This window comes from Streptomyces sp. NBC_00400, assembly GCF_036048035.1.
In the GTDB taxonomy this organism is placed as follows: domain Bacteria; phylum Actinomycetota; class Actinomycetes; order Streptomycetales; family Streptomycetaceae; genus Streptomyces.
This window is the reverse complement of the sequence record NZ_CP107940.1, coordinates 3,184,769-3,208,346: the sequence shown is the minus strand read 5'-3', so window position 1 is coordinate 3,208,346 and position 23,578 is coordinate 3,184,769. Positions and strand designations below refer to the sequence as shown.

The window sequence follows — 23,578 nt, the reverse complement described above, 5'->3', positions numbered from 1 at the left end:
CTCACTCTCCGGAATGCCCACCGCCACCCGTTCCGTCAGCGGGCTTCTCCAGAGCAAAAGGACGGCACGCTACCCGCTGCCTGCTTCGCGGCTGGTGTCTGAGTAAGGGCACCGGGGTCGGCATGGAGTCGATACGCCGCTGGCGATTACACATGGTCACCAACAGGTTGGGGTCGTCGGTGAACCGGCGACAGTTGAATACGAGAGCACACCAGTAAACCCGAGGCCGGAAGACGGTGTGAGCCTCCGCCCGTCCTGGCAGCCGTGTGATCGATGGGCAACCATTCCTGCGACCTGATGGTCATGTCCGTGCCACCCCCGTACTGGGTGGGCATTGTCAGCTCCGCCTTGGGACTTTCCTGGGGCGCTGGAACATGGAGGAAACGCCTTCATGCATCACCGCACCACCGTGGCAGGCTTCGCCGGGGCCCTCGCCCTGTCCGCGCTCACGATTCCGGCGGCCGCCCAGGCAGATGACCTCTCGGGCGACATCAAGATCACGAAGGTGGTCGTCAACGGAGGGAAGGACATCGTCCTGGGGACCACGGACGTGAAGACGTTCACCATCGCGGTGACCGCCACGGACGACTCGGGCATCGAGGCCGGAAGAACCTTCCCGGTCATGTGGCACACACTCCTCCCGAACGGCGACTCTTACGGTCTCGTGATGCCCGACAACATCGCGGGCAAGTGCGTGCGCCAGAGCTTCACCACGACCACCTGCACCTACACGCTGAAAATCGACCCGCGCATCGACCCCCAGGACAACACCACGGCCGGGACCTGGACCGTGAGAACCCACGCCCTGGCCAACGACGGTGACTACATCACCAAGGATTCCGCCGCGAAGGCGAAGGTCCTGCGCAACTCCAGGCTGAGCGTCAACGCCTCGCCGGAACCGGTGAAGAAGAACAAGACGCTCACCGTCGCAGGCGCCCTGACCCGCGCTGACTGGGAGACCTACAAGTACGGGGGCTACACCAAGCAGCCGGTGAAGCTCCAGTTCAAAAAGAAGGGAACCAGCACCTACAAGACCCTCAAAACCGTCACGACGGACAGCAAGGGCAACCTGAGGACGACGACGAAGGCCACGGCGGACGGCTACTTCCGCTACTCCTTCGCAGGCACGTCCACCACCCCGGCGGTCGCCTCCGCGGCGGACTACGTCGACGTGAAGTAACCCTCGGGAGGGTCATCCCTCCTCCAACAAGCGCAGAAGGCTCAGGCCGGAGCCCCTTCGGTCTGGGTTTTCTTGAGCCCTGGCTGTTTCCCGGTCGGCGAGCCGGTCAGCCGCTCCATCCCTACGCGCTCTCCACACCGATCGACGATCTCGGCGTCCCCCGAGACTGCCAGCCGCACCGCAGCAATCCGACAGCAGGCCCTGGGACGGTTGCCTCCGTCGCCGCCCCTGTCTGCCACCGCGTCCTCACATCCCGCTTCGCATCCGGGGTGGGTGGAACCCGGAACCAGCATGCCTCCGGCGACCACACACGGTCATCAATAGGGTGCGGTCCATGGTGAATTGACGACAGGTGAAAACGCGAGCCCACCAGTACCGTGGCCGTGGTTCGGCAGGCCGGACGCGGCCGCTCGCGCGCTGGTCCGGCTGACCGGGCACGGCGTTCGTGCGGTCGTCGTCATCCGCCCGGGCCGCGCCAGATGTTGCTGAAGGCCTCTTCGTCGATGGCTCGCCGCTGGCGTTCGAATTCCAGCTCGTTCACCGCGTCGGTGACGGCGGCGAGCACGGTCTCGACCGCAGTGTCGTCCACGTTCGCGGGTTCCTCCGTCCGGTCGCCGCGGATTTTGAGGGTTGCCGCAAGGCCGTCGAGGACGGGCTCGCCCGCGGTCCAGCGGCTGGCCGCCCCGCGGCGTGCGGGCGTGTCGGCCAGCGTCATCTGGCCGCCGGACCGGAAGGGGATCCAGCGGCTGCGGGGCTGCCGAGTGAGCTGTCCTTCCGCCTCGAAGGCGGTCAGGTAGGCCGTGGACAGGCCGCGGCCTCGGCGCCACAGCCAGTCGTCGACGGACTCGTACGGCGGTTGCTGGTCGAGTGACGACGCGGCCTCGTCCATGAGGCGGTCGGCCACGGCCGGCCGGTAGCCCGGCACGATGCGGTCGCCGTCCAGGCTGACGGCTTGCGCCTCCAGGAGGTCGATCAGCTCGGCGCCCGCGAGCGCGAGCGACAGATTGCCGCGCTCCAGAGTGCGACTGGATTCCAGGTCCATGGCGACGAACAACAGGTCCCGCGGTGTGGTCATGAAGGGCTCCACGTCAGGGCATCAGGAGCACGAGCACGAGCAAGAACTCGCTTGGGCATCAGGCGCGACGCGTCGCCCGGCGACCGGCCCCGGCATCCGGTGTGGCGCCGGGTGGGTCTCGCCGCCCGCCGGTGGGCGTTCCTCCTACGAGCTTATGGAGCGAAGGCGGTGGCTGCATCCCACGGATTCCGGATTCGTGATGCGGACTTCGTGATGCGGCAGCGGTCGGCGTCGTGATGCGGGCAGCGGTCGGCGTCGCCTCAGCCGGTGTCCGGTGTCATTCCCCCGGCGCGCGGTGCCCCTCCGCCCGCCGCCCTCCCGATGACCTCGTGGGCCAGTCTGACCAGGTCCGGGATCCGCGGGTGTCCCGGGCCGTCGCGCCAGGCGATGACCACCGGGACGGGCGGGGCGTCGGTCAGGGGGACGTAGGCCATGGATGGGTGGGGGTGCATGTCGGCGGTGGCGGAGGTGGTGACGCCCACGGCGCGGCCGCCGGTGATGGCGGCCAGCCAGTCGTCGGTGTTGCCGATGGTGATCGTGGAGGCGGGGCGGGCTGCTGCGGGCCACAGGTCGAGGGTGGTGGTGCCGGAGACGGTGTTGAGGGCGATGGTGCGGTCCGTCAGCTCGGTGAGGGAGAGGGCGGTGCGGTGGGCCAGCGGATCGTCGGCGGGGAGGCCGGCGACCCTGGGCTCGGTGGTGAGCTGGTCGGTGATCAGGCCGGGGGCGCGGACCTCGCCGCGCAGCAGGGCCGCGTCCACATCGCCGCGGGCGAGACCGGCCGTGCGGTCGTCGATGCGGAGGAGTTCGAGCGGGGTTGCCGGGTGCTCCTCGTGCCAGCGGCGGAGCAGTGCGGTGGTGTCCGTACCGGCGGCCGACCAGGCGTGGCCCAGGCGCAGCGGCCAGGCGGTGTGCGGTGCCTGGCCGAGTGCCCGGTCGAAGGCGGTCACCGCGATCGCGGCCTGGTCGCGGAAGGAGAGGCCGTCGGGGGTGAGCGCGAGGTGGTGGGTGGAGCGGTCGACGAGGCGGAGGCCCAGTTCCTGTTCCAGCTGGCGCAGGGTGCGGGAGACGGCCGGCTGGGTCAGGTGCAGGCGCTCGGCGGCACGGGTGATGCTCAGGGTGTCGGCGATGGCGAGAAAGCAGCGGAAATGACGCAGCTCGATGCTCATGCGTGGGGAGCATAACAACAGGGGAAAAGGCATTTCACGGACCGGAAGAAGGCCCCGTAGCGTGGTGGCGTGAATGCATCGTCCGAGAGCCCCGATGGCCGTATCCCTGTCGCTCCCGTCCCTACCGTGTCCGGCGGTGACGGCGGGGGGATTCCGCACCCCGTGCCGCCCTCGCCCGAGGTGCTGACGGCCGAGGCCCAGGCCGGGGCCGCCGGGACCGCCGGGGCGTCGGGTGCGCGCGGGCGGCTCGTGTCGGTGGCGCTGGTCATCGGCGGGATCGTCTCGCTGCAGTTCGGCTCGTCGGTGGCGGTGCTGCTCTTCCCGCGGGCCGGTGCGCTGGGCGTGGTCACGCTGCGGCTGGTCGTCGCCTCGCTGGTGCTGCTGGTCGTCTGCCGTCCCAAGGTGCGCGGCCACTCGCGGGGCGACTGGGCCACGGTGCTCGCCTTCGGCGTCGCACTGGCCGGTATGAACTCGCTCTTCTACCAGGCGATCGACCGCATCCCGCTGGGCGCCGCGGTCACCTTGGAGTTCCTTGGGCCGCTGATCCTCTCGGTGGCGACCTCACGCAGGCTGCTGAGCCTGGTGTGGGCGGCGCTGGCTCTCGGCGGAGTGGTGCTGCTGGGACGCGAGGGTTTCGACGGACTGAACCTCACCGGCGCGGCGTTCGCGCTGGCGGCCGGTGGCCTGTGGGCCGCCTACATCCTGCTGTCCGCCCGTACGGGGCAGCGCTTCCCGCAGGCGGACGGGCTGGCACTGGCGATGACCGTCGCGGCGCTGCTCAGCCTGCCGTTCGGCATTGCCGGCGCGGGCGCCGCCCTGCTGAACCCGGTCACGGTGGGGCTGGGCGCCGCCGTCGCCCTGATGTCGTCCGTCATGCCCTACACCCTGGAACTGCTCGCCCTGCGCAAGCTCCCGGCCTCCGGCTTCGCCGTGATGATGAGCCTGGAGCCGGCCGCCGCGGCCACCGCCGGGTTCCTCGTCCTGCACCAGGCGCTGGGCTGGGCCGAGGTGCTGGCGATCGGGCTGGTCGTGGCGGCGAGTGTGGGGGCGGTACGGGGTGCGGGGGCGGGGGCGCACTGACAGGTGCAAGACCTGAAATGAAGCCGGCTCTCTACGCCGCGGCGGGGATCGCCCACTACTGGCGCTTGGAGCTGGAGCCGGCACCGCGCCTCTACCTCGGCGAGCTGGAGAACGGCGGCTACCTCGACCGCCTCGTCCAGGCCGCGGAGACGACCGCCGTCGAACGTCCCTTCCCGGTCGACATCGACCCCGGTGCCCTTGCTCGTCGCCGTGCTCCTGAGCGGTAGGCGGCGCTCGGCGGCGTCGGCTGATCACTGGATTGCCGCCACCGGGTTGACCCCACCGGGTTGACCCCACCGGATTGACCCCACGGGATCGTCCCCGCTCGGGGGGACCGCCTCGTAGACGTCAGCCTCGCCCCGCCATGTCCGATGTCTCATGCCTCATGTCTCATGCCTCATGCGGCAAACCATGGCTCGAAGCCATCGACGGATCAGAAAATCATGCAGGCGTGCTTGATTGTTTCTGTCGGCGCTGCCACGCTCGGAGCGCACCGCACCCGCACCACACCGCACCCGCACCACACCGGCGGGCCGCCGCTCTGTGCCGCGGCCGTCGTCGCATGCCAACACGCCCTGCTGTTACGGCAGTCGCGTCGATGAGGGGAGTGTCGCGTGTCCGATCCCGGCGCCGTACTGGCCGATCTCAGGGCGGAGAGCGAGGAGTTGGACGCGCTGGTCGCCGGGCTGCAGGCGGAGCGCTGGGCGGCGCCGACGCCCGCCGAGGGGTGGACCGTCGCCCACCAGATCGCCCATCTCGCCTGGACCGACCGGCAGGCCCTGCTCTCGGCCACCGACCCGGAGGGATTCGCGCGGGCCGCGCAGGAGGCGTTGGCCTCGCCGCTGACCTTTGTCGACGAGGCTGCCGAGGCGGGGGCGAAGGTGCCGCCCGCCGAGTTGCTTGCCGGCTGGCGCGACGACCGCGAAGAGCTGCTGCGGGCGCTCGCCGCCCGTCCGGCGGGCGAGAAGCTGCCCTGGTACGGCCCGCCGATGAGCGTCGCCTCGATGGCCACCGCCCGGCTGATGGAGACCTGGGCGCACGGCCAGGACGTGGCCGATGCGCTGGGTGTCACCCGCCGGCCCACCGCCCGGCTGCGGCATATCGCCCGGATCGGGGTGCGGACCCGTAACTTCGCCTATGCGACGCATCAACTCACCCCGCCCGAGGAGGAGTTCCGGGTCGACCTGCGAGGTCCGGACGGCACGGTGTGGGAGTACGGGCCTGCGGAAGCCGGGCAGCGGGTGACCGGGGACGCGCTGGAGTTCTGTCTGCTGGTGACCCAGCGGGCACACCGTGCCGACCTGCCGTCCCTGCGGGCCGAAGGGGCGGACGCGGAACGGTGGCTGGAGATCGCCCAGGCCTTCGCGGGCCCGCCGGGCAACGGCCGGGAGCCGTCCGGGAAGGATCATCGGGGGACATCCCGTAAGGGCGGCACCTCGTGACCGACGGCACCCCCGCACGCGGCACCCCCACCCGCGGCACCCCCACCCCCGGCACGCACCCCACCACAAACACCCCGCCCTCGCCCCCGCCCCCCTGCCCCCTCGGTGCCGACCCCGCCACCCTCCGCATCGGCAACGCCTCCGGTTTCTACGGCGACCGCTTCGATGCGCTGCGCGAGATGCTGACCGGCGGCCCCCTGGACGTCCTGACCGGCGACTATCTCGCCGAGCTGACCATGCTGATCCTCGGCCGGGACCGTCTGAAGGACCCCGCGCGCGGCTACGCCAAGACCTTCCTGCGGCAGTTGGAGGACGGGCTCGGGCTGGCCGCCGAGCGCGGGGTGCGGATCGTCGCCAACGCGGGCGGGCTGAATCCGGCCGGACTCGCCGATGCCGTACGGGAGTTGGCGGACAAGGTCGGGGTGTCCGTCAGCGTGGCGCATGTGGAGGGCGATGATCTGCTGGCGCGCGGGGGGTGGGGCGAAGGGGTACTGACCGCCAACGCCTACCTGGGCGGCGGGGGGATCGCGGCGTGTCTGCGGGCCGGTGCGGATGTGGTGGTGACCGGGCGGGTCACCGATGCCGCGCTGGTCAGCGGCGCGGCCCAGGCGCACTTCGGCTGGCGGCCCGGGGATCTGGACCAGCTGGCCGGCGCGGTGGCCGTCGGGCACGTCCTCGAATGCGGTGCCCAGGCCACCGGCGGCAACTACTCCTTCTTCGGCGCCCATGACCTGCTGCGGCCCGGCTTCCCGCTCGCCGAGATCGCCGCCGACGGCAGCGCGGTGATCACCAAGCACCCGGGGACCGGCGGCGCGGTCACCGCCGGCACGGTCACCGCCCAGCTGCTGTACGAGACGGCCGGTGCCCGCTACGCCGGGCCCGATGTGACGGCGCGGCTGGACACCGTGCGGCTGGCGGAGGAGGGCCCGGACCGGGTCCGGATCAGCGGGGTGCGCGGCGAGGCGCCGCCGCCGACCCTCAAGACCGGGCTGACCCGCCTCGGCGGCTGGCGCAACGAGGTCACCTTCGTCCTGACCGGGCTGGAGGTGACGGCCAAGGCCGTGCTGGTCCGCCGGCAGATGGAGGCGGCCTTCGACGCGGCGGGCAACCGGCCGGCCGAGGTGCGCTGGACGCTGGCCCGCACCGACCACGAGGACGCGGAGGTCCAGGAGGAGGCGAGCGCACTGCTGCGGCTGGTGGTGCGGGACGCCGACCAGGACGCGGTGGGACGGGTGGTCAGCGGCGCCGCCGTCGAGCTGGCGCTGGCCAGTTACCCCGGCTTCCATGTCACCGCGCCGCCCGGTAGGGGAACCCCGTACGGGGTCTTCGAGGCGGTGGCGGTGGACGCGGCCGGGGTGCCGCAGGTGGCCGTACTGGCGGACGGCACCCGGGTCGCCATCCCCCCGGCGCCCGGGACGCGGGGGCTCACGAGACTGCCCGATCCGCCGCTTCCCGAGCCGCTGCCCGCCGGGGCCACCCGGCGCGGGCCCCTCGGCCTGGTCGCCGGTGCCCGCAGCGGCGACAAGGGCGGCTCGGCGAACGTCGGGGTGTGGGCCCGTACCGACCGGGCCTGGCGGTGGCTGGCACATGAGCTGACCGTCGAGCGGTTCCGGCAGTTGCTGCCGGAGACCGCCGAGCTGCCGGTCGACCGGCACGTACTGCCGAATCTGCGCGCGCTCAACTTCGTCGTCGACGGGCTGCTCGGCGAGGGCGTCGCGGCCCAGGCGCGGTTCGATCCGCAGGCCAAGGCCGTGGGGGAGTGGCTGCGCGCGCGGCACATGGACATACCGGAGGTGTTGTTTTGACCGTGCTCGAAACCGGGCTCGACACGGCGGGCGCCGAGTACGCGGAGCGCCGGGAGGCGATGCTCGCGAAGCTCGCGGAGGCCGAGGCCGAACACGCCAAGGCGACCGCGGGGGGCGGGGAGAAATACGTCGCCCGGCACCGGGGGCGCGGCAAGCTGCTCGCCCGGGAGCGGATCGAGCTGCTGCTCGACCCCGATACGCCGTTCCTGGAGCTGTCGCCGCTCGCGGCCTGGGGCAGCGACTATCAGGTCGGTGCCTCGCTGGTCACCGGCATCGGCACCGTCGCCGGTGTGGAGTGCCTGATCACCGCCAACGACCCGACGGTGCGCGGCGGCGCCAGCAACCCCTGGTCGCTCAAGAAGGCGCTGCGGGCCAACGAGATCGCCTTCGCCAACCGGCTGCCGGTGATCTCGCTGGTCGAATCCGGCGGCGCCGATCTTCCCAGCCAGAAGGAGATCTTCATCCCGGGCGGGGCGCTGTTCAAGGACCTCACCCGGCTGTCCGCGGCCGGCATCCCGACCGTGGCCGTGGTGTTCGGCAACTCCACCGCGGGCGGCGCGTACGTCCCGGGGATGTCCGACCACGTGATCATGGTCAAGGAGCGCGCGAAGGTGTTCCTCGGCGGGCCGCCGCTGGTGAAGATGGCGACCGGCGAGGAGAGCGACGACGAGTCGCTGGGCGGCGCCGAGATGCACGCCCGCACCTCCGGGCTCGCGGACTACTTCGCGGTGGACGAGCCGGACGCGCTGCGCCGGGCCCGGCGGGTGGTCGCCCGCCTCAACTGGCGCAAACCGCAGCCCGATCCGGGACCCGCGGCGCCACCCGCGTACGACGAGGAAGAGCTGCTGGGCATCGTCCCCGGCGACCTCAAGGCACCCTTCGACCCCCGCGAGGTCATCGCCCGGATCGTGGACGGCTCGGACTTCGACGAGTTCAAACCGCTCTACGGGCCGAGCCTGGCGACCGGCTGGGCCGAGCTGCACGGCTACCCGGTCGGCATCCTCGCCAACGCGCAGGGCGTGCTCTTCAGCGCGGAGTCCCAGAAGGCCGCCCAGTTCATCCAGCTGGCCAACCAGCGCGACATCCCCCTCCTCTTCCTCCACAACACCACCGGCTACATGGTCGGCAAGGAGTACGAGCAGGGCGGCATCATCAAACACGGCGCGATGATGATCAACGCGGTGTCGAACTCGAAGGTCCCGCACCTGTCCGTCCTGATGGGCGCCTCCTACGGCGCCGGGCACTACGGCATGTGCGGCCGCGCCTTCGACCCCCGGTTCCTGTTCGCCTGGCCGAGCGCCAAGTCCGCCGTCATGGGACCCCAGCAACTGGCCGGGGTGCTCTCGATCGTCGCCCGCGCCTCGGCCGCGGCCAAGGGACAGCCCTACGACGACGAGGCGGACGCCGGGCTGCGCGCCATGGTCGAGCAGCAGATCGAGTCGGAGTCGCTGCCGATGTTCCTGTCGGGACGGCTCTACGACGACGGTGTCATCGACCCGCGCGACACCCGGACCGTCCTCGGCCTGTGTCTGTCCGCCCTCCACAACGCGCCGGTCGAGGGCGCGCGGGGCGGCTTCGGCGTCTTCCGGATGTGAGGCAGAAGTGATCCGTTCCCTCCTTGTCGCCAACCGCGGCGAAATAGCCCGGCGGGTCTTCCGCACCTGCCGTGAGCTGGGCGTCTCCACCGTCGCCGTGCACTCGGACGCGGACGCGGACGCCCCGCACGTCCGCGAGGCGGACACCGCCGTACGGCTCCCGGGCGACGCCCCGGCCGACACCTATCTGCGCGGCGATCTGCTGGTGCGGGCCGCGCGGTCCGCGGGCGCCGACGCGGTCCACCCTGGCTACGGCTTCCTCTCCGAGAACGCCGCCTTCGCCGCCGCGGTGGCCGAAGCGGGCCTGGCCTGGATCGGGCCGCCACCTGCCGCCATCGAGGCCATGGCGTCCAAGACACGGGCCAAGGAGCTGATGGCCGGGGCCGGGGTGCCGCTGCTGGCCCCCCTCGACCCCGCACGGGCCACCGAGGCCGATCTGCCGCTGCTGGTGAAGGCGGCGGCGGGCGGCGGCGGCCGCGGAATGCGCATGGTCACCGAACTTGCCGCACTCGAAGGGGAGTTGAAGGCAGCAGCGGCCGAGGCGGCATCCGCGTTCGGGGACGGCGAGGTGTTCGTCGAGCCGTACGTCGTGGGCGGGCGCCATGTCGAGGTGCAGCTCCTCGCCGACGCGCACGGAACGGTCTGGACGCTCGGCACCCGCGACTGCTCCCTCCAGCGCCGCCACCAGAAGGTCATCGAGGAGGCCCCGGCCCCCGGACTCTCCGACGAGCTGCGCACCACCCTCCACCGGGCCGCCGAGCAGGCCGCCCGCGCCATCGGCTACCGGGGCGCGGGCACCGTGGAGTTCCTGGTCTCCGCGGACGGACGGGCGTACTTCCTGGAGATGAACACCCGCCTGCAGGTCGAACACCCGGTCACCGAGGCGGTCCACGGCCTCGATCTCGTCGCCCTCCAGCTGAGCATCGCCGAGGGCCGCCCCCTGGACGCCGAACCGCCGCGGCCGCACGGACACGCCGTGGAGGCGCGGCTGTACGCGGAGGACCCGGCGGCCGGCTGGCAGCCGCAGACCGGCACCCTGCACCGCCTGGAGCTGCCCGACGGCGTCCGCCTCGACTCCGGGGTGACCGACGGCGACACCATCGGCGTCCACTACGACCCGATGCTCGCCAAGGTCATCGCCTGGGCGCCCACCCGGGACGAGGCCGTACGGAAACTCGCGGGCGCCCTGGAGCGCGCCCGTATCCACGGCCCGGTCACCAACCGCGACCTGCTCGTACGCTCCCTGCGCCACCCGGAGTTCACCGACCCCGCGGCGCTGGACACCGGTTTCTACGACCGCAACCTCCCCGCACTGACCAAGCCCGCCGACGCCGGGGCAGGCCTCTTCGCACTCGCCGCGGCCCTCGCCGACGCCCACGGCCGCTCCCGCTTCGGGGGCTTCCGCAACGTCCCCTCCGGACCGCAGACCAAGACCTACGCCTGCGCGGGCACCTCCACCGGCACCACCACCGGCACCTCTTCCGGCACCGCGTACGAGATCCGCTACCGGCTCGGCCGGGACGGGCTGTCGGCCGAGGACTTCCCCGGCGTCCGGCTGCTCGCCCTGGGACCGGACGAGGTGGTGCTCGAAGTCGACGGCCTGCGACGGCCGTTCGCGGTCACCCGCTACGGCGACCGGGTCCACGTCGACGCGCCCCCCGCCCCCGGCACGGGCGCCACCGCGCCCGCCTCCTACGCCTTCACCGCCCTGCCCCGCTTCCCCGACCCCACGGCCCGTACGGAACCCGGCTCGCTGCTGGCGCCGATGCCCGGCACGGTCGTACGGATCGCGGAAGGCCTCACCGAGGGCGACCGGGTCGAGACCGGCCAACCCCTTCTCTGGCTGGAGGCGATGAAGATGGAACACAAGATCACCGCCCCGGCCGCCGGCATCGTCACCGCGCTGCCCGTGCGTACCGGCCAACAGGTCGAGGTCGGGGCCCTGCTGGCCGTCGTGGCCGAGGCGACCGGGACGGCCGAGGCGACCGGGACGGCCGAGGCGACCGGGACGGCCGAGGCGACCGGGACGGGCTGACCCACCGCACCTCACCGCACCTCACCCACCGCACCTCACCCACCGCACACAAGGAGCCGTCATGAGCAGCGCCATGAGCAACCCTGTGATCGAGACCGAGGAACAGCGCGCCCTGCGCGACGCCGTCGCCGCGCTCGGCAAGCGCTACGGCCGCGACTACGTCACCCGGGTCGTGGCCGAGGGCACGCACACCGACGAACTGTGGGCGGAGGCCGCCAAGCTGGGCTACCTCGGCGTCAACCTCCCCGAGGAGTACGGCGGGGGAGGCGGCGGCATCGTCGAACTCTCCCTCGTCCTGGAGGAGCTGGGGGCGGCCGGCTGTCCGCTGCTGATGCTGGTCGTCTCGCCCGCCATCTGCGGCACGGTCATCGCCCGGTTCGGCACCGAGGAGCAGAAGCGGACCTGGCTGCCCGGCCTCGCCGACGGCTCCCGCAAGATGGCCTTCGGCATCACCGAGCCGGACGCCGGCTCCAACTCGCACCGCATCACGACCACCGCCCGCAGGGAAGGCGGGGACTGGGTCCTCAACGGCCGCAAGGTCTTCATCTCGGGCGTCGACATCGCCGACGCAACCCTGATCGTCGGCCGCACCGAGGACGCCCGCACCGGCCGCCTCAAGCCCTGCCTGTTCATCGTGCCGCGCGAGACCCCCGGCTTCGGCCGCAGCCCGATCGCGATGGAACTCGCCGCCCCGGAGAAGCAGTTCGAACTGACCCTGGACGAGGTCCGGCTGCCCGCCGAGGCGCTGGTCGGCGACGAGGACGCCGGACTCCTCCAGCTCTTCGCCGGGCTCAACCCGGAGCGGATCATGACCGCCGCGTTCGCCCTGGGAATGGGCCGCTACGCCCTCGCCCGGGCCCTCGACTACGCCCGTACCCGCCAGGTGTGGAAGGAGCCCATCGGCGCCCACCAGGCCCTCGCCCACCCCCTCGCCCAGGCCCATATCGAGCTGGAACTCGCCCGGTTGATGATGCAGAAGGCGGCGCACCTCTACGACGCGGGCGACGACATGGGCGCGGGCGAGGCCGCCAACATGGCCAAGTACGCGGCGGCCGAAGCCGCGGTCCACGCCGTCGACCAGGCCGTCCACACCCTCGGCGGCAACGGCCTCACCCAGGAGTACGGCCTCGCCTCCCTGATCACCGCCGCCCGGGTGGCGCGGATCGCCCCGGTCAGCCGCGAAATGATCCTCAACTACATCTCACACCAGTCACTGGGCCTGCCCAAGTCGTACTGAGTGCGCCATGCTGCCGTGCCGTGCCGTGCCGGGCCGGCACCGGCGGGCGCTGGCGGGCGCCGGGCAAGGTCACCGCGAACGGCCGTGACGGCCCGAACAGCCATGACGATGCGGACCGGCCGTGACGCCATGAACGGCTATGACGATGCGGACGCGTTCCCCTGGGCGCCGCGCTCCGCCCCGCCCGGCCATACGACATCGACCGGCAACCCGGCATCGCGGGCCAGCTCAACGGTGTCGGCGGTGCCGCCCTTCCCCGTGGAGGGCATGCCGTCCCACACCGCCACGAGCCGGTCGGCCCGCTTGAGCAGTTCTCCGTTGGCCGCCTCGTACGCTTCCCGGTTCGCCGCGTCGTACGGCATGGTCACCACCTCGGCAGCAGCGGCCAACCGGTCGAAGGCAGCGGCGTGATCGGGCTTGACCTTCGCCTGCCGGTAGTCCCGCGAGGGCAGGACGACGACCAGACGCCCGCCGGCTTCGACGACCGCCTCGGCAAACAGGGTGTCGGAGCCGCGTGCCAGGCAGGTGATCCCGGTCAACTCGCCCGCGCGGTGCTCGTGCAGCAGGTTCCGCAGTGCCTCCCGCACCAGCGGCACGGTGCTCTCGGTGAGGTCCATGTGGCCGGTAACGGCGATGGTGGTCATGCTCTCCGGGTCTCCCTACGTTGCCAGCAGCTCGCGGATGCGGTCCCGGGCCTCGCGGAGCGGTCCGGTGGTGTCCGTGCCGACCGTATCTGGGGTGGGGAAGGGGTGCATGGGCCGTCTGCGTTTCAAGCACGGGAAGGCCCCGGCCAACCCGGGGGTGGCCGGGGCCGGAGGCCGCGGAAGGCGGAACGTCGGCGTCGCGACCCCAGCCGGTCTAGGGCCGGCTACCGACGCGCGCGGATGCGGCACCCATGAGGGCCCGCCCGTTAGCGATCGAGCGCGAGAGGCACGCCTCGACAGCATCCCGGTTGGCGCCGGCCGAGATCGGGTCGAGGCAGAGTGTCACGCACGTGTGCCCGCCGCGGGCGACCAGTGCGCGCCACTGCGCCGATGGTTTGGGCACCTCGAGTACGAACATGGGGTGGCCGTAATCAAGGGCCGTTATGCGCCCGCCGATCAGCAGGCGATCACCGATGTCCGGCACGAGTTCGTTCGGGGGCGACAGCTCCATCGCATCGGCCATGCCCAAGAGGCTGTCTTCGACGGTCTCGCGCGTTTCCACCAGAGGCCGCGCGGACGGGTGGCCAATCAGCAGCCACGGAACGGCGTCCTCGACATTGCGCACCCAATCGATCCACGTCGACACGACAACGCGGGCGATGAACCCGGGGCCAGGTATGGCCCGGAGGGGGCGTGCGGTGGCGGTCAACACGCCACCTCCGCCCACACGATTTTGCCGAACGGCCGGTCGTCGACACCCCACCGCTTTGCAAGGGCATCCAGGATGAACAGGCCGCGGCCGCGGGCCCGAGTGACGGACTCGGGCTTGTACTCGGGGCGCTTGCGGCGCGGGTCGTGCACCTCGATCCGCACCAGTTCGATCGCGGGCACGATGACGACGAGTACGGAGTCGCCCGGTTCGGTCCCGTAGCGGTAGGCGTTCGTCACCATCTCGGAGGTGATGAGCCGTACGTCGTCGACTGTCGACTCGGCGAGGTTCGGGGCGTGTTGCGCCAGGACCTCGGAGACGAAGCGGCGGGCCGCGGCGGGTGCTTCTGGGCTACTGGGGATCACCGCCTGTCTCGGCACCTCGGACGGCGGGTGACAGCACCCTTCCTGTAATGCATAAGGCCGCATGGTCGCCATGCAAACTCCCTACAGGCAGTGCCAAGCGGCGCAGCGCTTCGTGACGCCAACGGCTGGCACGGTCACTTTTCGTCGGACCAGAGTGCTCTCTCTCACACCAGATGTGCAACCCTCTCAGGAGTGAAATGAGAATTTGCATATGGCTGCGAGATTGTCCGTCGTGCTGGGGGTTTGCCGGGTGACATGGCTGGAGTTCAAGCGGCAGACTGTCGGCCAGGACTCAGGAATGGAGGGGTACGTGAGCGCACCAACGGTCCGCCGGCGCAGGCTCGGCACCAAGCTGCGCGCGTTGCGGGACGCCCTCGACCTCAAGCTCGAAGAGGTCGCCGAGAAGTCGGCCGGCCGCATCAACGTTCCCAAGCTGTCTCGCATCGAGACTGCCCGGAGCGCGGCCAAGCCGGCTGACGTTGAGATGCTGCTCGATCTGTACGGCATGGACGACGAGGAGTTGCGCGCCGCCCTGCTCGCCCTCACGCGCGAGGGCGCACGGCGCGGGTGGTGGCACAGCTACCGCGGCGTACTGTCGCCGGTCTATGAAGACTTGATCAGCCTGGAGGCTGAGGCGACGAACATCCGTACATGGCAGATGGGCGCCATTCCGGGGCTGTTGCACACGGGCGAATACGCTCGGGAGATCATCACGGCAACGGCGATGTCGGCCGCTGTCGAGGGCAGAATCGATGCTCTGGTCGAGGTGCGTCTCGCACGTCAAAGCGTGCTGACGCGTGAACAGCCGCTCGACCTGTGGGCGATCATCGCTGAGGGCGCACTGCGTACGCGTGGTATCGGCGAAGGCGTGATGCACGATCAGCTGTCGCGGCTGCACTCACTGAGCAGGCGACCCAACATCAACATTCAGATTCTGCCGACGGACTCCCCACCCCACGTTGGGCAATTGGGGTCGTTCTCGGTCCTCGGATTCGAGGGACATCCAGACCTCGATGTCGTCCACACGGAAAGCCTGACCTCTGCCCTCTACGTGGAGGAACGGGAACAGGTGGGCGTCTATCAGGACGCTTTCGAGCGACTGCGCGCAGCAGCGTTGCCGGTCGAGGCATCCGCCGATCGCATCGCAGAGATAAGGGATCAAGTATGAGCCACATTGACGACGCCTCGACGCTTGCCGTGGACTGGTGGAAGTCGTCGCGGTCCGACACCGGAGCACAGTGCGTCGAGTTCGGCATCGTCGACGGCGAGTCGGTCGCGGTGCGGGACAGTAAGAACCCGAACGGGCCCGCGCTGCTGCTGAGCCGCGCTCAGGTGGCCGGCTTCGTTGACGCGGTCAGCGAGGGTCGGTTCAACCAGTAGTCGAACAGCATTGATGGAATGGCCTGTCCCGGGGTATTCGGGGCGGGCCGTTCGCCGTACTGGTGCCGTCGAGCCTGTGGGGAAGGCGTGGCCGTTGGATCGACTTCGGTGACGACGCACTTACCCAGCAACGTCCGCGGTTGGGTGCGCTGTTGGAGGCCATGCGGGAGGAGGCCGGCCGGCGCGAAGTGCTGTGCTGGTGCACAGCGGGCCCACTCGGGTGGCTGGGCGGTCCTCGGTGCGCGGCAAATTATGCAAGCACGCTTGATTGTTCTTGGTGTCGCTGTCACTCTCTGAAGGCCGCTAGTCCAGTGCCGCGAGGGGATGGAACTCATGTGCGCAGGAGTCCCTTTAGAGACGCCGACCCACATCCGGTGCGGATTCGCGTCGGTCAGCCGCGAGACGATTCTCCCTCACGTCTCGCACCGGTCACTGGGACTGCCCAAGCCGTACTGAGTGGGCCATGCTGCTGCCCGTGTCGGCCGGCAGCCGAAGACCGTCCGATCGGCCGACGGGGCGGACCTGTACCGCCCCGCCCGTACCCGCCCCGCACCGCCCCGCCGCACCCACCCTCGAAGGGAAAGGCCCCGGCATGGTGTCCCACGCGTCCCGCACATCCCACGCATCCCACGCTTCCCACGTGTTCCGCAGCGAGTACGCCGACGTCGCGCCCGTGGAACTGCCGATCCACGAGGCCGTCCTCGGGCGGGTGGCGGAGTACGGCGACCGGCCCGCCCTGGTCGACGGCCTCGACGGCACCACCCTCGGCTACGACCGGCTGGATCATTTCACCCGCCGGCTCGCGGCCGCCCTCGCCGCGGCCGGGGTCCGCAAGGGCGAGGTGCTGGCCCTGCACAGCCCGAACAGCGTGCTCTTTCCCGTCGTCTTCTACGCCGCCTCGCGCTGCGGGGCGGCGGTCACCACCGTCCATCCGCTGGCCACCGAGGGCGAGTTCGCCACACAGCTGGCGGACTCCGGGGCCCGCTGGATCGTGACCGTACCGGCGCTGCTGGACACCGCGCGCGGCGCCGCACAGCAGTCCGGCGGGATCGCCGAGATCCTCGTCTGCGACCGGGCCGAGGGCCACCGCTCGGTCCAGGACCTCGTCGCCTGCACCGACCCGGAACCGTCCGTCCCCCTCGACCCGGCCGACGACCTGGCCGTCCTGCCCTACTCCTCGGGCACCACCGGCACCCCCAAGGGCGTGATGCTCACCCACCGCAGCATCGCCACCAACCTCGCCCAGCTCACCCCGCTGGTCTCCAGCGAACCGGACGACCGGGTGCTGGCGGTGCTGCCCTTCTTCCACATCTACGGTCTGACCGCCCTGATGAACGCACCCCTGCGCAACGGCGCCACCGTCGTGGTGCTGCCCCGCTTCGACCTGCGGCAGTTCCTCGACGCGATCGAGAAGCACCGCATCACCGCCGTCTACGTCGCGCCCCCGATCGTCCTCGCCCTCGCCAAACACCCGCTGGTCGCCGACTACGACCTCTCCTCCCTCCGCTACCTCGTCTCCGCCGCGGCGCCCCTGGACGCCGAGCTGGCGGCGGCCTGCTCCCGGCGGCTCGGCCTGCCGCCGGTCCTGCAGGCGTACGGCATGACCGAGTTGTCGCCGGGCACGCACTGCGTCCCTCTCGACGCACCGAACCCGCCGCCCGGCGCCGTCGGCAAGCTGATCCCCAACACCGAGATGCGCCTGGTGTCCCTGGCGACCGGCGAGGACGTGCCGCCGGGGGAGAGCGGCGAGATCCTGATCCGCGGACCGCAGGTCATGAAGGGCTATCTGGGGCGGCCCGCCGAAACCGACGCGATGATCGACCCCGACGGCTGGCTGCACACCGGCGACGTCGGGCGGACGGACGGCGACGGCTGGCTGTATGTCGTCGACCGGGTCAAGGAGTTGATCAAGTACAAGGGGTACCAGGTCGCCCCCGCCGATCTCGAAGCGCTGCTGCTCGGGCATGACGCCATCGCCGACGCGGCGGTCATCGGCGTCGTGGACGCGGACGGCAACGAGGTGCCCAAGGCGTTCGTGGTCCGGCAGCGGGGGGCCAGCCTGAGCGAGGACGAGGTCATCGCGTACGTTGCGGACCAGGTCGCCCCCTACAAGAAAGTGCGCCGCGTGGAATTCCTGGAGAGCGTGCCGCGCGCCACCACCGGAAAGATCCTGCGGCGCGAACTGCGCGCCAGGGAAAGGAGTTCGACGCCCCGATGACCGACGCACCCGCCACGACCCTGGTCCCGCGCTCCCACGAGCACGGCATCACCACCCTCACCCTGGACTCCCCGCACAACCGCAACGCCCTCTCCACCCGCCTGGTCGCCGAACTCGGCCAGGCCCTCGCCGACGCCGCCGCCGACGACGCCACCCGCGCCGTCGTGCTCACCCACACCGGCGGCACGTTCTGTGCCGGCGCGGACCTCTCCGAGGCCACCGCGGGCTCGGCGAAGGACGGGCCGCTCGGCCTGGCCCGGCTGCTGCGCAGCATCGTGGCGCTGCCCAAACCGGTCGTCGCCCGGGTCACCGGACACGTCCGGGCCGGGGGCCTCGGCCTGCTCGGCGCCTGCGACATCTCCGTCGCGGGCCCTGACACCACCTTCGCGTTCACCGAGGCCCGCCTCGGCCTCGCCCCCGCCGTCATCTCCCTGCCGCTGCTGCCGCGGCTGGACCCGCGCGCCGCGGGCCGCTACTACCTGACCGGCGAGAAGTTCGGTGCGGCGGAGGCGGCCAGGATCGGCCTGGTCACCCTCGCGGCCGACGATGTCGACACCGGCCTCGCCCCCGTACTGGACGGGCTGCGCAAGGGCTCACCACAGGGCCTGGCAGAGTCGAAGAAGCTGGTCACCGCCGAGGTGCTGGCCGCCTTCGACCGCGACACCGAAGCGCTCGCCGACCAGTCCGCGCGGCTCTTCGGCTCTGCCGAGGCCCGCGAGGGCATGACCGCCTTCCTGGAGCGGCGGGCCCCGGCATGGGCGCGGTGACCCCGGCCCGCGGCCCCAAACAGCCCCAGCAGGAACGCAGCCGCGCCACCCGCCTCAAACTGCTGGAGGCCGCCGTCTCCTGCCTCGCCGAGCGCGGCTGGAGCGGCAGCACGGTCTCCGTGGTCGCCGAGCGCGCGGGTGTCTCGCGGGGTGCAGCCCAGCACCACTTCCGCACCCGCGAGGACCTCTTCACGGCGGCCGTCGAACACGTCGCGGAGAAGCGGCAGGGCGCGGTCAAGGCGGTCGCCCGCAATCTGCCGCCGGCCGGCTCCATGGCCCGCACCTGGATCATCGTCGAGGAGCTGGTCGGCCTCTACACGGGCCCGCTGTTCCGCGCCGCGCTGCACCTGTGGGTGGCCGCCTCCGACGAGGAGCAGCTACGCGAGCGGGTCACCGCCCTGGAGGCCAAGGTCGGCCGCGAGGCACACCGCACGGCGGTGGCCCTGCTCGACGCCGACGAGGCCGTGCCCGGCGTACGGGAAACCGTCCAGGGCCTGCTCGACATGGCCCGCGGCCTGGGCCTCGCCAATCTGCTGACCGATGACAAGACCCGTCGCGACCGGGTCGTCGAGCAGTGGGCGAAGATTATTGACGCCGTGCTTGCCCCTGCCGGGTAGGGCGCCTTCCCCCGTTGCCGGCTTTCCCGCCGTGGTGCGTCTCGCCGTTGCTCCCCCACTGCCTGAAGGGCGCGGGAGGTACCCCCAGCGGCGGCCGGGCCCGCTGCGCGGGGCCGTACGTGGCGACGGCTCCGGTGCGTCTTCGGCCCGTGCCGGCAGACGGGCCACCGGCACTTCGCCCGGTGGAGCCGGGACCGAGCCCGGCTCCACCGCGTCCCCCTCGGCGCGTCCGGCACCCGCGGAAGATATCCGTGTCCTGGCCGGCGCATTCGTCGGCATCGCTGCGGCAGAGATCAAACCAGTCATCGCCCGACGCGGCTCGCCTCACGGCTCCGGGCTCGGGAATTCGCTGCACATATCAGTGCAAGATTTCGGCCCGCAACCTCTCATTCGGCGTCGCGATGTCCCAGTAGCGAGCAGTACCCCGCGCATTGCTGTAGATGCCCGTGCCGCCGGTGATGGCCATGTCCAGCGAGCTTTTTCCGCTGCCCCAGAGCGACTGCATTGTCAGAGAGCCGCGCTCAAGTTCTATCGTGATCAAGCATTGCGTCGTGAGGTCTTTGCCATTGATGTGAACGACCTGACACGACCCGCCTCCACGTCCGACTCTGCGGCCGTTCCTTATGGCGGTGCCGGAGTAGACGTCCATATCGCCCAAGCTCGGCCCTGCCGGGCCGAGATCAGTAGTCGCGTGCTGATCGTTCTGAATCTTGAGTTCGAGGACATCGGCTTGTCCCCTTTCCGGGGTATCGGCGTCTGCGCTGCCCACAGCACAGACGCCGACCAGAGCGGTGACCAGCGATACCGCAAAGAGCTTTATGAGCGCCGCTCTTGGGCTGTTGTTCCCCCGCTCCCCCCGACGCACGCCAGCGGTTCCCGGACTGCTGGTGACCATGGTGGTTTCTCCTCGCTGTGATCTCCCTATGCGAACACCTCGACGCTATGACCGGTGAGTTATCTTGTCTAAGATCAATATCGCTATGGCGGCATAGTTTCGGAGGTATGGTGGAGCTGAACTCGCTCAGGCAATTCCTGGCGGTGGCCCGGCTGGAACACCTCAGCCGGGCAGCCGACGAACTGCACATCGCGCAGCCGTCGCTGAGTCGCACCATCGCCCGGCTGGAGAGCGAATTGGGTGCACCGCTTTTCGACCGGAGCAATCGGCTCCGGCTGAACGACGCGGGCAAGCTCTTCCGTGATCACGTCGAACGCGCCCTCGGTGAACTCCAGGCCGGACAACGCGCCGTCGCCGAGGCCACCAGCGACGGCCTGGGCACCGTGAGACTGGCGTCGGAAACCTTCCTCACCCTCACCGGCCCACTGGCGGCCTACAAGCGCGCCCATCCCGCTGTCGAAGTCGAGCTCCACTGGTCGCCGGCCGAGGACATGGCCCGCCGCCTGCGGGGCCAGGATGTCGACCTGTGTGTCGCTTCGCAGCCGATCCACGCCGAGGGCCTGGAGACAGTGCCACTGTTCGACGAGGCAGTGGGGGTGGGCACGCCACTCGATCATCCACTTGCAGGCCGTACGTCCGTGAGCATCCACGAACTCGCCGACCAGCCCTTCGTCACCGCCCGCGAGGGACACTGGCTACGCCGACTGCTCGATCAGCTCTTCGCCGCCCGAGGCCTCACCCCGAAGATCGTCTGCGAAAGCGACGAGCACAGCGCTATCGCGGACCTGATCAGCGCGGGACTCGGCATCGCTCTCGTTCCCTCGTTCGCCCGCCCCAAGGCCACACGCACTGCCCTCGCCTGGATACCCGTCGACAGCCCCGACTGCCGTCGCACGGTCACCCTGTGCTGGGGCGCAGGCAGCCACCTGTCGACCGCCGCCCGGCTGATGCGCACCACCCTCACCAGCTGGAACTGGAGTACCGGCAAGCCCGGGGAAAAGCGCTGAAGACCCGTTCCGGCCTCAGCTGCCCACGACGGCTTCCCGCTCGGATGGTTAGCTGCTCTTGGGCGTGACCGGGCTGGAGAGGGTGCTACCGGCGATCCCACCAGGCGGGCAGCTCCGGGACGTCGAGCAAGAACCCGCGCCGCCGACCGGGCAGCACCAGCACGCCGATCGCCGACTCGGCACGGTGGCGACGCTGGAAGTCGCGGGCGCCCTCGCCGTTCCGCTCGGAGAACCGAAAGGCCTTGCTTGCCTCGTGTGTGCGTCCGTTGCTGGGCTCCGTCCAGGCCACCTTGAGCCGCACCGTCCAGTGGCCCGGGCCCCGCGGGTTCTTGGCAAACGAGGTGCGCGCCGCGACGACCCTCCCCTCCAGGGCCGGGCCGGAGCGGCGCAGCCGTCGCAGGTGCCGGTGGTGCGCGAGGTGCAGCAGCCTGGTCCAGCCGATGACGGCGGCAGCAGCTCCGCCGATGCCCACCAGCGGGATCGCCGTGTCCACGGTGGCCGGGTCACCGGTCAGTGACCTTGCGAGGACGGCGGCAGCCATCGCGCCGAGAACAAACCCGACGAAGGGCGCGACAACGGCTCCCGCCACCAGGAGCGCGATCCGGACGATCCGCATGAGAGGCGATCCTAGTTCTCGCCCTCCCCGGCCGACTCCCGCCCGAGCAGCCACGTTCGCCCCCCCACCAGCCTTTTCCCGTCCCTCACCGGCACCCGACAGCCCCGCGCAGCGGACCCGCCCGCCGCAGGGGGTACCTCCCACGCCCTTTAGGCAGCGGGGGAGCAACGGCGAGACCAACCACGGCGAGACAGCCGACAACGTGGGACACCAGCCAAGCGCAGCGGTCAGCGAGGCGCGATGTCCCCGAACCCCGCGATCTCCTCCGGGCCGCGCGCGGCCGGCCCCACATACCGGGCCGACGGCCGGACCAGTCGGCCCGTCCGCTTCTGCTCCAGGATGTGCGCGCTCCAGCCGGCCGTACGGGCACAGGTGAACATCGAGGTGAACATGTGCGCCGGGACCTCGGCGAAGTCCAGGACGATGGCCGCCCAGAACTCGACGTTGGTGGCCAGCACCCGGTCGGGGCGGCGGCTGCGCAGCTCCTCCAGCGCGGCCTTCTCCAGGGCCTCGGCGACCTCGAAGCGCGGGGCGTTCAGGTCCCGGGCGGTGCGCCGCAGCACCCGCGCCCGCGGGTCCTCCGCGCGGTAGACGCGGTGGCCGAAGCCCATCAGCCGCTCGCCCGCGTCCAGCGCCCGCCGGACGTACGCGGAGGCGTCGCCGGACCGTTCGATCTCCTCGATCATGCCGAGGACACGGGACGGCGCGCCGCCGTGCAGCGGGCCGGACATCGCGCCGACCGCACCGGACAGCGCGGCCGCCACATCCGCGCCCGTGGAGGCGATGGACCGGGCGGTGAAGGTGGAGGGGTTCATGCCGTGCTCGGCGGCCGAGGTCCAGTACGCGTCGACGGCCTTGACGTGCTGGGGGTCGGGCTCCCCGCGCCAGCGCTTCATGAAGCGCTCCACGACGGTCTCCGCCGTGTCGATCTCCTTCTGCGGCACCATCGGCAGGCCCGGCCCGCGCGCCGACTGGGCCACGTACGACAGGGCCATCACCGCGGCGCGGGCAAGGTTGTCACGGGCCGTCGCCTCGTCGATGTCCAGCAGCGGCTTGAGGCCCCACACGGGCGCGAGCATGGCGAGCGCCGACTGCACATCGACCCGGATGTCACCGGAATGCACGGGGATCGGGAACGGCTCGGCGGGCGGCAGACCCGGGTTGAAGGCCCCGTCGACCAGCAGCCCCCAGACGTTTCCGAAGGACACCTTCCCGACGAGATCTTCGATGTCGACCCCGCGGTAGCGGAGCGAGCCGCCTTCCTTATCCGGTTCGGCGATCTCCGTCTCGAACGCGATGATTCCCTCGAGCCCGGGTACGAAGTCGGACATCAGGCAGCTCCTCAAAATGGGGACGGCAAACGGTCCGTGACCGGCTGCCGTGCGGTCGAGTCTCAGGTCTGCGGTGCGGTCCCGGTGCGGTTACGCGGCTGCGCCGGGCAGCTCGCGGTCCGTACCGGTCACGCCGGTGATGCCCCGCCAGGGCGTGGGTCACGCGGCGGTCTTGCCCGCAGTGGGTCAAACCGCGGGCGGGCAGGTGCGGTGTGGCGTGGTGCGTCCCTGGCAGGTGCGGTGTGGTGCGTTCCTTCGGGCCGGACGGACACGATAGCTCTCCCCGTCCGCAGGCCACAGTGGGGCGCCCCCTCATTCTGGCGGGTCTCCCACCTGCGAAGGGGGGTGAGACTCGGCACAATGGTCGATCCGCCTACGGGAGGGTTACGGCAGGTCGACGAGGGGCAGACTTCC

22 protein-coding genes are annotated in these 23,578 nt (G+C 71.0%); 14 read left to right on the top strand and 8 right to left on the bottom strand.

The window, feature by feature from the left end:
* The first annotated feature begins 391 nt into the window (after positions 1 to 391).
* A complete protein-coding gene (locus OHS81_RS13980) occupies positions 392 to 1,180 on the top strand; it encodes a calcium-binding protein (RefSeq protein WP_328385104.1) in 789 nt (262 codons plus the stop codon).
* Between the two features lie 457 nt (positions 1,181 to 1,637).
* Here the strand turns inward: OHS81_RS13980 and OHS81_RS13975 are convergent, their stop codons facing one another.
* Both OHS81_RS13975 and OHS81_RS13970 read right to left on the bottom strand, forming a co-directional pair.
* Positions 1,638 to 2,255, bottom strand: coding sequence for a GOLPH3/VPS74 family protein (locus tag OHS81_RS13975; protein WP_328385103.1), 618 nt, complete (start codon positions 2,253 to 2,255; stop codon positions 1,638 to 1,640).
* Positions 2,256 to 2,515: 260 nt separating this feature from the next.
* Positions 2,516 to 3,421: a LysR family transcriptional regulator gene (locus OHS81_RS13970; RefSeq protein WP_328385102.1), complete on the bottom strand. Its 906-nt coding sequence runs from the start codon at positions 3,419 to 3,421 to the stop codon at positions 2,516 to 2,518.
* A 180-nt stretch (positions 3,422 to 3,601) separates the two neighbouring features.
* Between OHS81_RS13970 and OHS81_RS13965 the strand changes: the two genes are divergently transcribed.
* The 7 genes from OHS81_RS13965 (at position 3,602) to OHS81_RS13935 (ending at position 12,615) form a co-directional block, all read left to right on the top strand.
* Entirely contained in the window at positions 3,602 to 4,501 is a 900-nt protein-coding gene (locus tag OHS81_RS13965; protein ID WP_328391146.1) for an EamA family transporter, read from the top strand.
* Between the two features lie 17 nt (positions 4,502 to 4,518).
* Positions 4,519 to 4,728, top strand: a complete 210-nt coding sequence (locus OHS81_RS13960; protein ID WP_328385101.1) for a hypothetical protein — start codon at positions 4,519 to 4,521, stop codon at positions 4,726 to 4,728.
* Between the two features lie 387 nt (positions 4,729 to 5,115).
* Positions 5,116 to 5,943 (top strand): TIGR03084 family metal-binding protein, encoded by an 828-nt coding sequence (locus tag OHS81_RS13955; protein WP_328385100.1) that lies wholly within the window; start codon positions 5,116 to 5,118, stop codon positions 5,941 to 5,943.
* A gap of 128 nt (positions 5,944 to 6,071) precedes the next feature.
* Positions 6,072 to 7,748 carry an acyclic terpene utilization AtuA family protein gene (locus OHS81_RS13950; protein ID WP_328391144.1) on the top strand — a complete coding sequence of 559 codons (1,677 nt, stop codon included), beginning with the start codon at positions 6,072 to 6,074 and terminating at the stop codon, positions 7,746 to 7,748.
* On the top strand, positions 7,745 to 9,343 hold the full coding sequence (locus OHS81_RS13945; protein WP_328385099.1) for an acyl-CoA carboxylase subunit beta: 1,599 nt from the start codon (positions 7,745 to 7,747) through the stop codon (positions 9,341 to 9,343). Before OHS81_RS13950 ends, OHS81_RS13945 begins: the two co-directional genes overlap by 4 nt.
* 7 nt (positions 9,344 to 9,350) lie before the next feature.
* Entirely contained in the window at positions 9,351 to 11,378 is a 2,028-nt protein-coding gene (locus OHS81_RS13940) for an acetyl/propionyl/methylcrotonyl-CoA carboxylase subunit alpha (RefSeq protein WP_328385098.1), read from the top strand.
* Positions 11,379 to 11,451: 73 nt separating this feature from the next.
* A complete protein-coding gene (locus tag OHS81_RS13935) occupies positions 11,452 to 12,615 on the top strand; it encodes an acyl-CoA dehydrogenase family protein (RefSeq protein WP_328391142.1) in 1,164 nt (387 codons plus the stop codon).
* A 137-nt stretch (positions 12,616 to 12,752) separates the two neighbouring features.
* Here the strand turns inward: OHS81_RS13935 and OHS81_RS13930 are convergent, their stop codons facing one another.
* From OHS81_RS13930 to OHS81_RS13920, 3 genes are all read right to left on the bottom strand, one after another.
* The gene (locus tag OHS81_RS13930; RefSeq protein WP_328385097.1) at positions 12,753 to 13,259 is read right to left on the bottom strand and encodes a hypothetical protein; all 507 of its coding nucleotides are present in this window, start codon (positions 13,257 to 13,259) and stop codon (positions 12,753 to 12,755) included.
* 214 nt (positions 13,260 to 13,473) lie between these two features.
* On the bottom strand, positions 13,474 to 13,968 hold the full coding sequence (locus tag OHS81_RS13925) for a hypothetical protein (protein WP_328385096.1): 495 nt from the start codon (positions 13,966 to 13,968) through the stop codon (positions 13,474 to 13,476).
* Positions 13,965 to 14,333 carry an ATP-binding protein gene (locus tag OHS81_RS13920; protein WP_328385095.1) on the bottom strand — a complete coding sequence of 123 codons (369 nt, stop codon included), beginning with the start codon at positions 14,331 to 14,333 and terminating at the stop codon, positions 13,965 to 13,967. Before OHS81_RS13920 ends, OHS81_RS13925 begins: the two co-directional genes overlap by 4 nt.
* 211 nt (positions 14,334 to 14,544) lie before the next feature.
* Between OHS81_RS13920 and OHS81_RS13915 the strand changes: the two genes are divergently transcribed.
* The 5 genes from OHS81_RS13915 to OHS81_RS13895 all read left to right on the top strand — a co-directional run bounded on the left by OHS81_RS13915 (position 14,545) and on the right by OHS81_RS13895 (position 19,315).
* Positions 14,545 to 15,501: a helix-turn-helix domain-containing protein gene (locus OHS81_RS13915; RefSeq protein ID WP_328385094.1), complete on the top strand. Its 957-nt coding sequence runs from the start codon at positions 14,545 to 14,547 to the stop codon at positions 15,499 to 15,501.
* Positions 15,498 to 15,713 (top strand): DUF397 domain-containing protein, encoded by a 216-nt coding sequence (locus OHS81_RS13910; protein WP_328385093.1) that lies wholly within the window; start codon positions 15,498 to 15,500, stop codon positions 15,711 to 15,713. Before OHS81_RS13915 ends, OHS81_RS13910 begins: the two co-directional genes overlap by 4 nt.
* A gap of 592 nt (positions 15,714 to 16,305) precedes the next feature.
* A complete protein-coding gene (locus OHS81_RS13905; protein WP_328385092.1) occupies positions 16,306 to 17,931 on the top strand; it encodes a 4-coumarate--CoA ligase family protein in 1,626 nt (541 codons plus the stop codon).
* Positions 17,928 to 18,698: an enoyl-CoA hydratase family protein gene (locus tag OHS81_RS13900; protein WP_328385091.1), complete on the top strand. Its 771-nt coding sequence runs from the start codon at positions 17,928 to 17,930 to the stop codon at positions 18,696 to 18,698. Before OHS81_RS13905 ends, OHS81_RS13900 begins: the two co-directional genes overlap by 4 nt.
* Positions 18,686 to 19,315: a TetR/AcrR family transcriptional regulator gene (locus OHS81_RS13895; RefSeq protein WP_328385090.1), complete on the top strand. Its 630-nt coding sequence runs from the start codon at positions 18,686 to 18,688 to the stop codon at positions 19,313 to 19,315. Before OHS81_RS13900 ends, OHS81_RS13895 begins: the two co-directional genes overlap by 13 nt.
* A 358-nt stretch (positions 19,316 to 19,673) precedes the next feature.
* Here OHS81_RS13895 and OHS81_RS13890 read toward each other — a convergent pair whose 3' ends face one another.
* Entirely contained in the window at positions 19,674 to 20,210 is a 537-nt protein-coding gene (locus tag OHS81_RS13890; protein WP_328385089.1) for an allene oxide cyclase barrel-like domain-containing protein, read from the bottom strand.
* Positions 20,211 to 20,317: 107 nt separating this feature from the next.
* Between OHS81_RS13890 and OHS81_RS13885 the strand changes: the two genes are divergently transcribed.
* Positions 20,318 to 21,217 carry a LysR family transcriptional regulator gene (locus OHS81_RS13885; protein ID WP_328385088.1) on the top strand — a complete coding sequence of 300 codons (900 nt, stop codon included), beginning with the start codon at positions 20,318 to 20,320 and terminating at the stop codon, positions 21,215 to 21,217.
* A gap of 85 nt (positions 21,218 to 21,302) precedes the next feature.
* Here the strand turns inward: OHS81_RS13885 and OHS81_RS13880 are convergent, their stop codons facing one another.
* Both OHS81_RS13880 and OHS81_RS13875 read right to left on the bottom strand, forming a co-directional pair.
* Positions 21,303 to 21,833: a hypothetical protein gene (locus OHS81_RS13880; protein WP_328385087.1), complete on the bottom strand. Its 531-nt coding sequence runs from the start codon at positions 21,831 to 21,833 to the stop codon at positions 21,303 to 21,305.
* 227 nt (positions 21,834 to 22,060) lie between these two features.
* The gene (locus OHS81_RS13875) at positions 22,061 to 23,164 is read right to left on the bottom strand and encodes a citrate synthase 2 (protein WP_328385086.1); all 1,104 of its coding nucleotides are present in this window, start codon (positions 23,162 to 23,164) and stop codon (positions 22,061 to 22,063) included.
* Positions 23,165 to 23,578 lie beyond the last annotated feature (414 nt).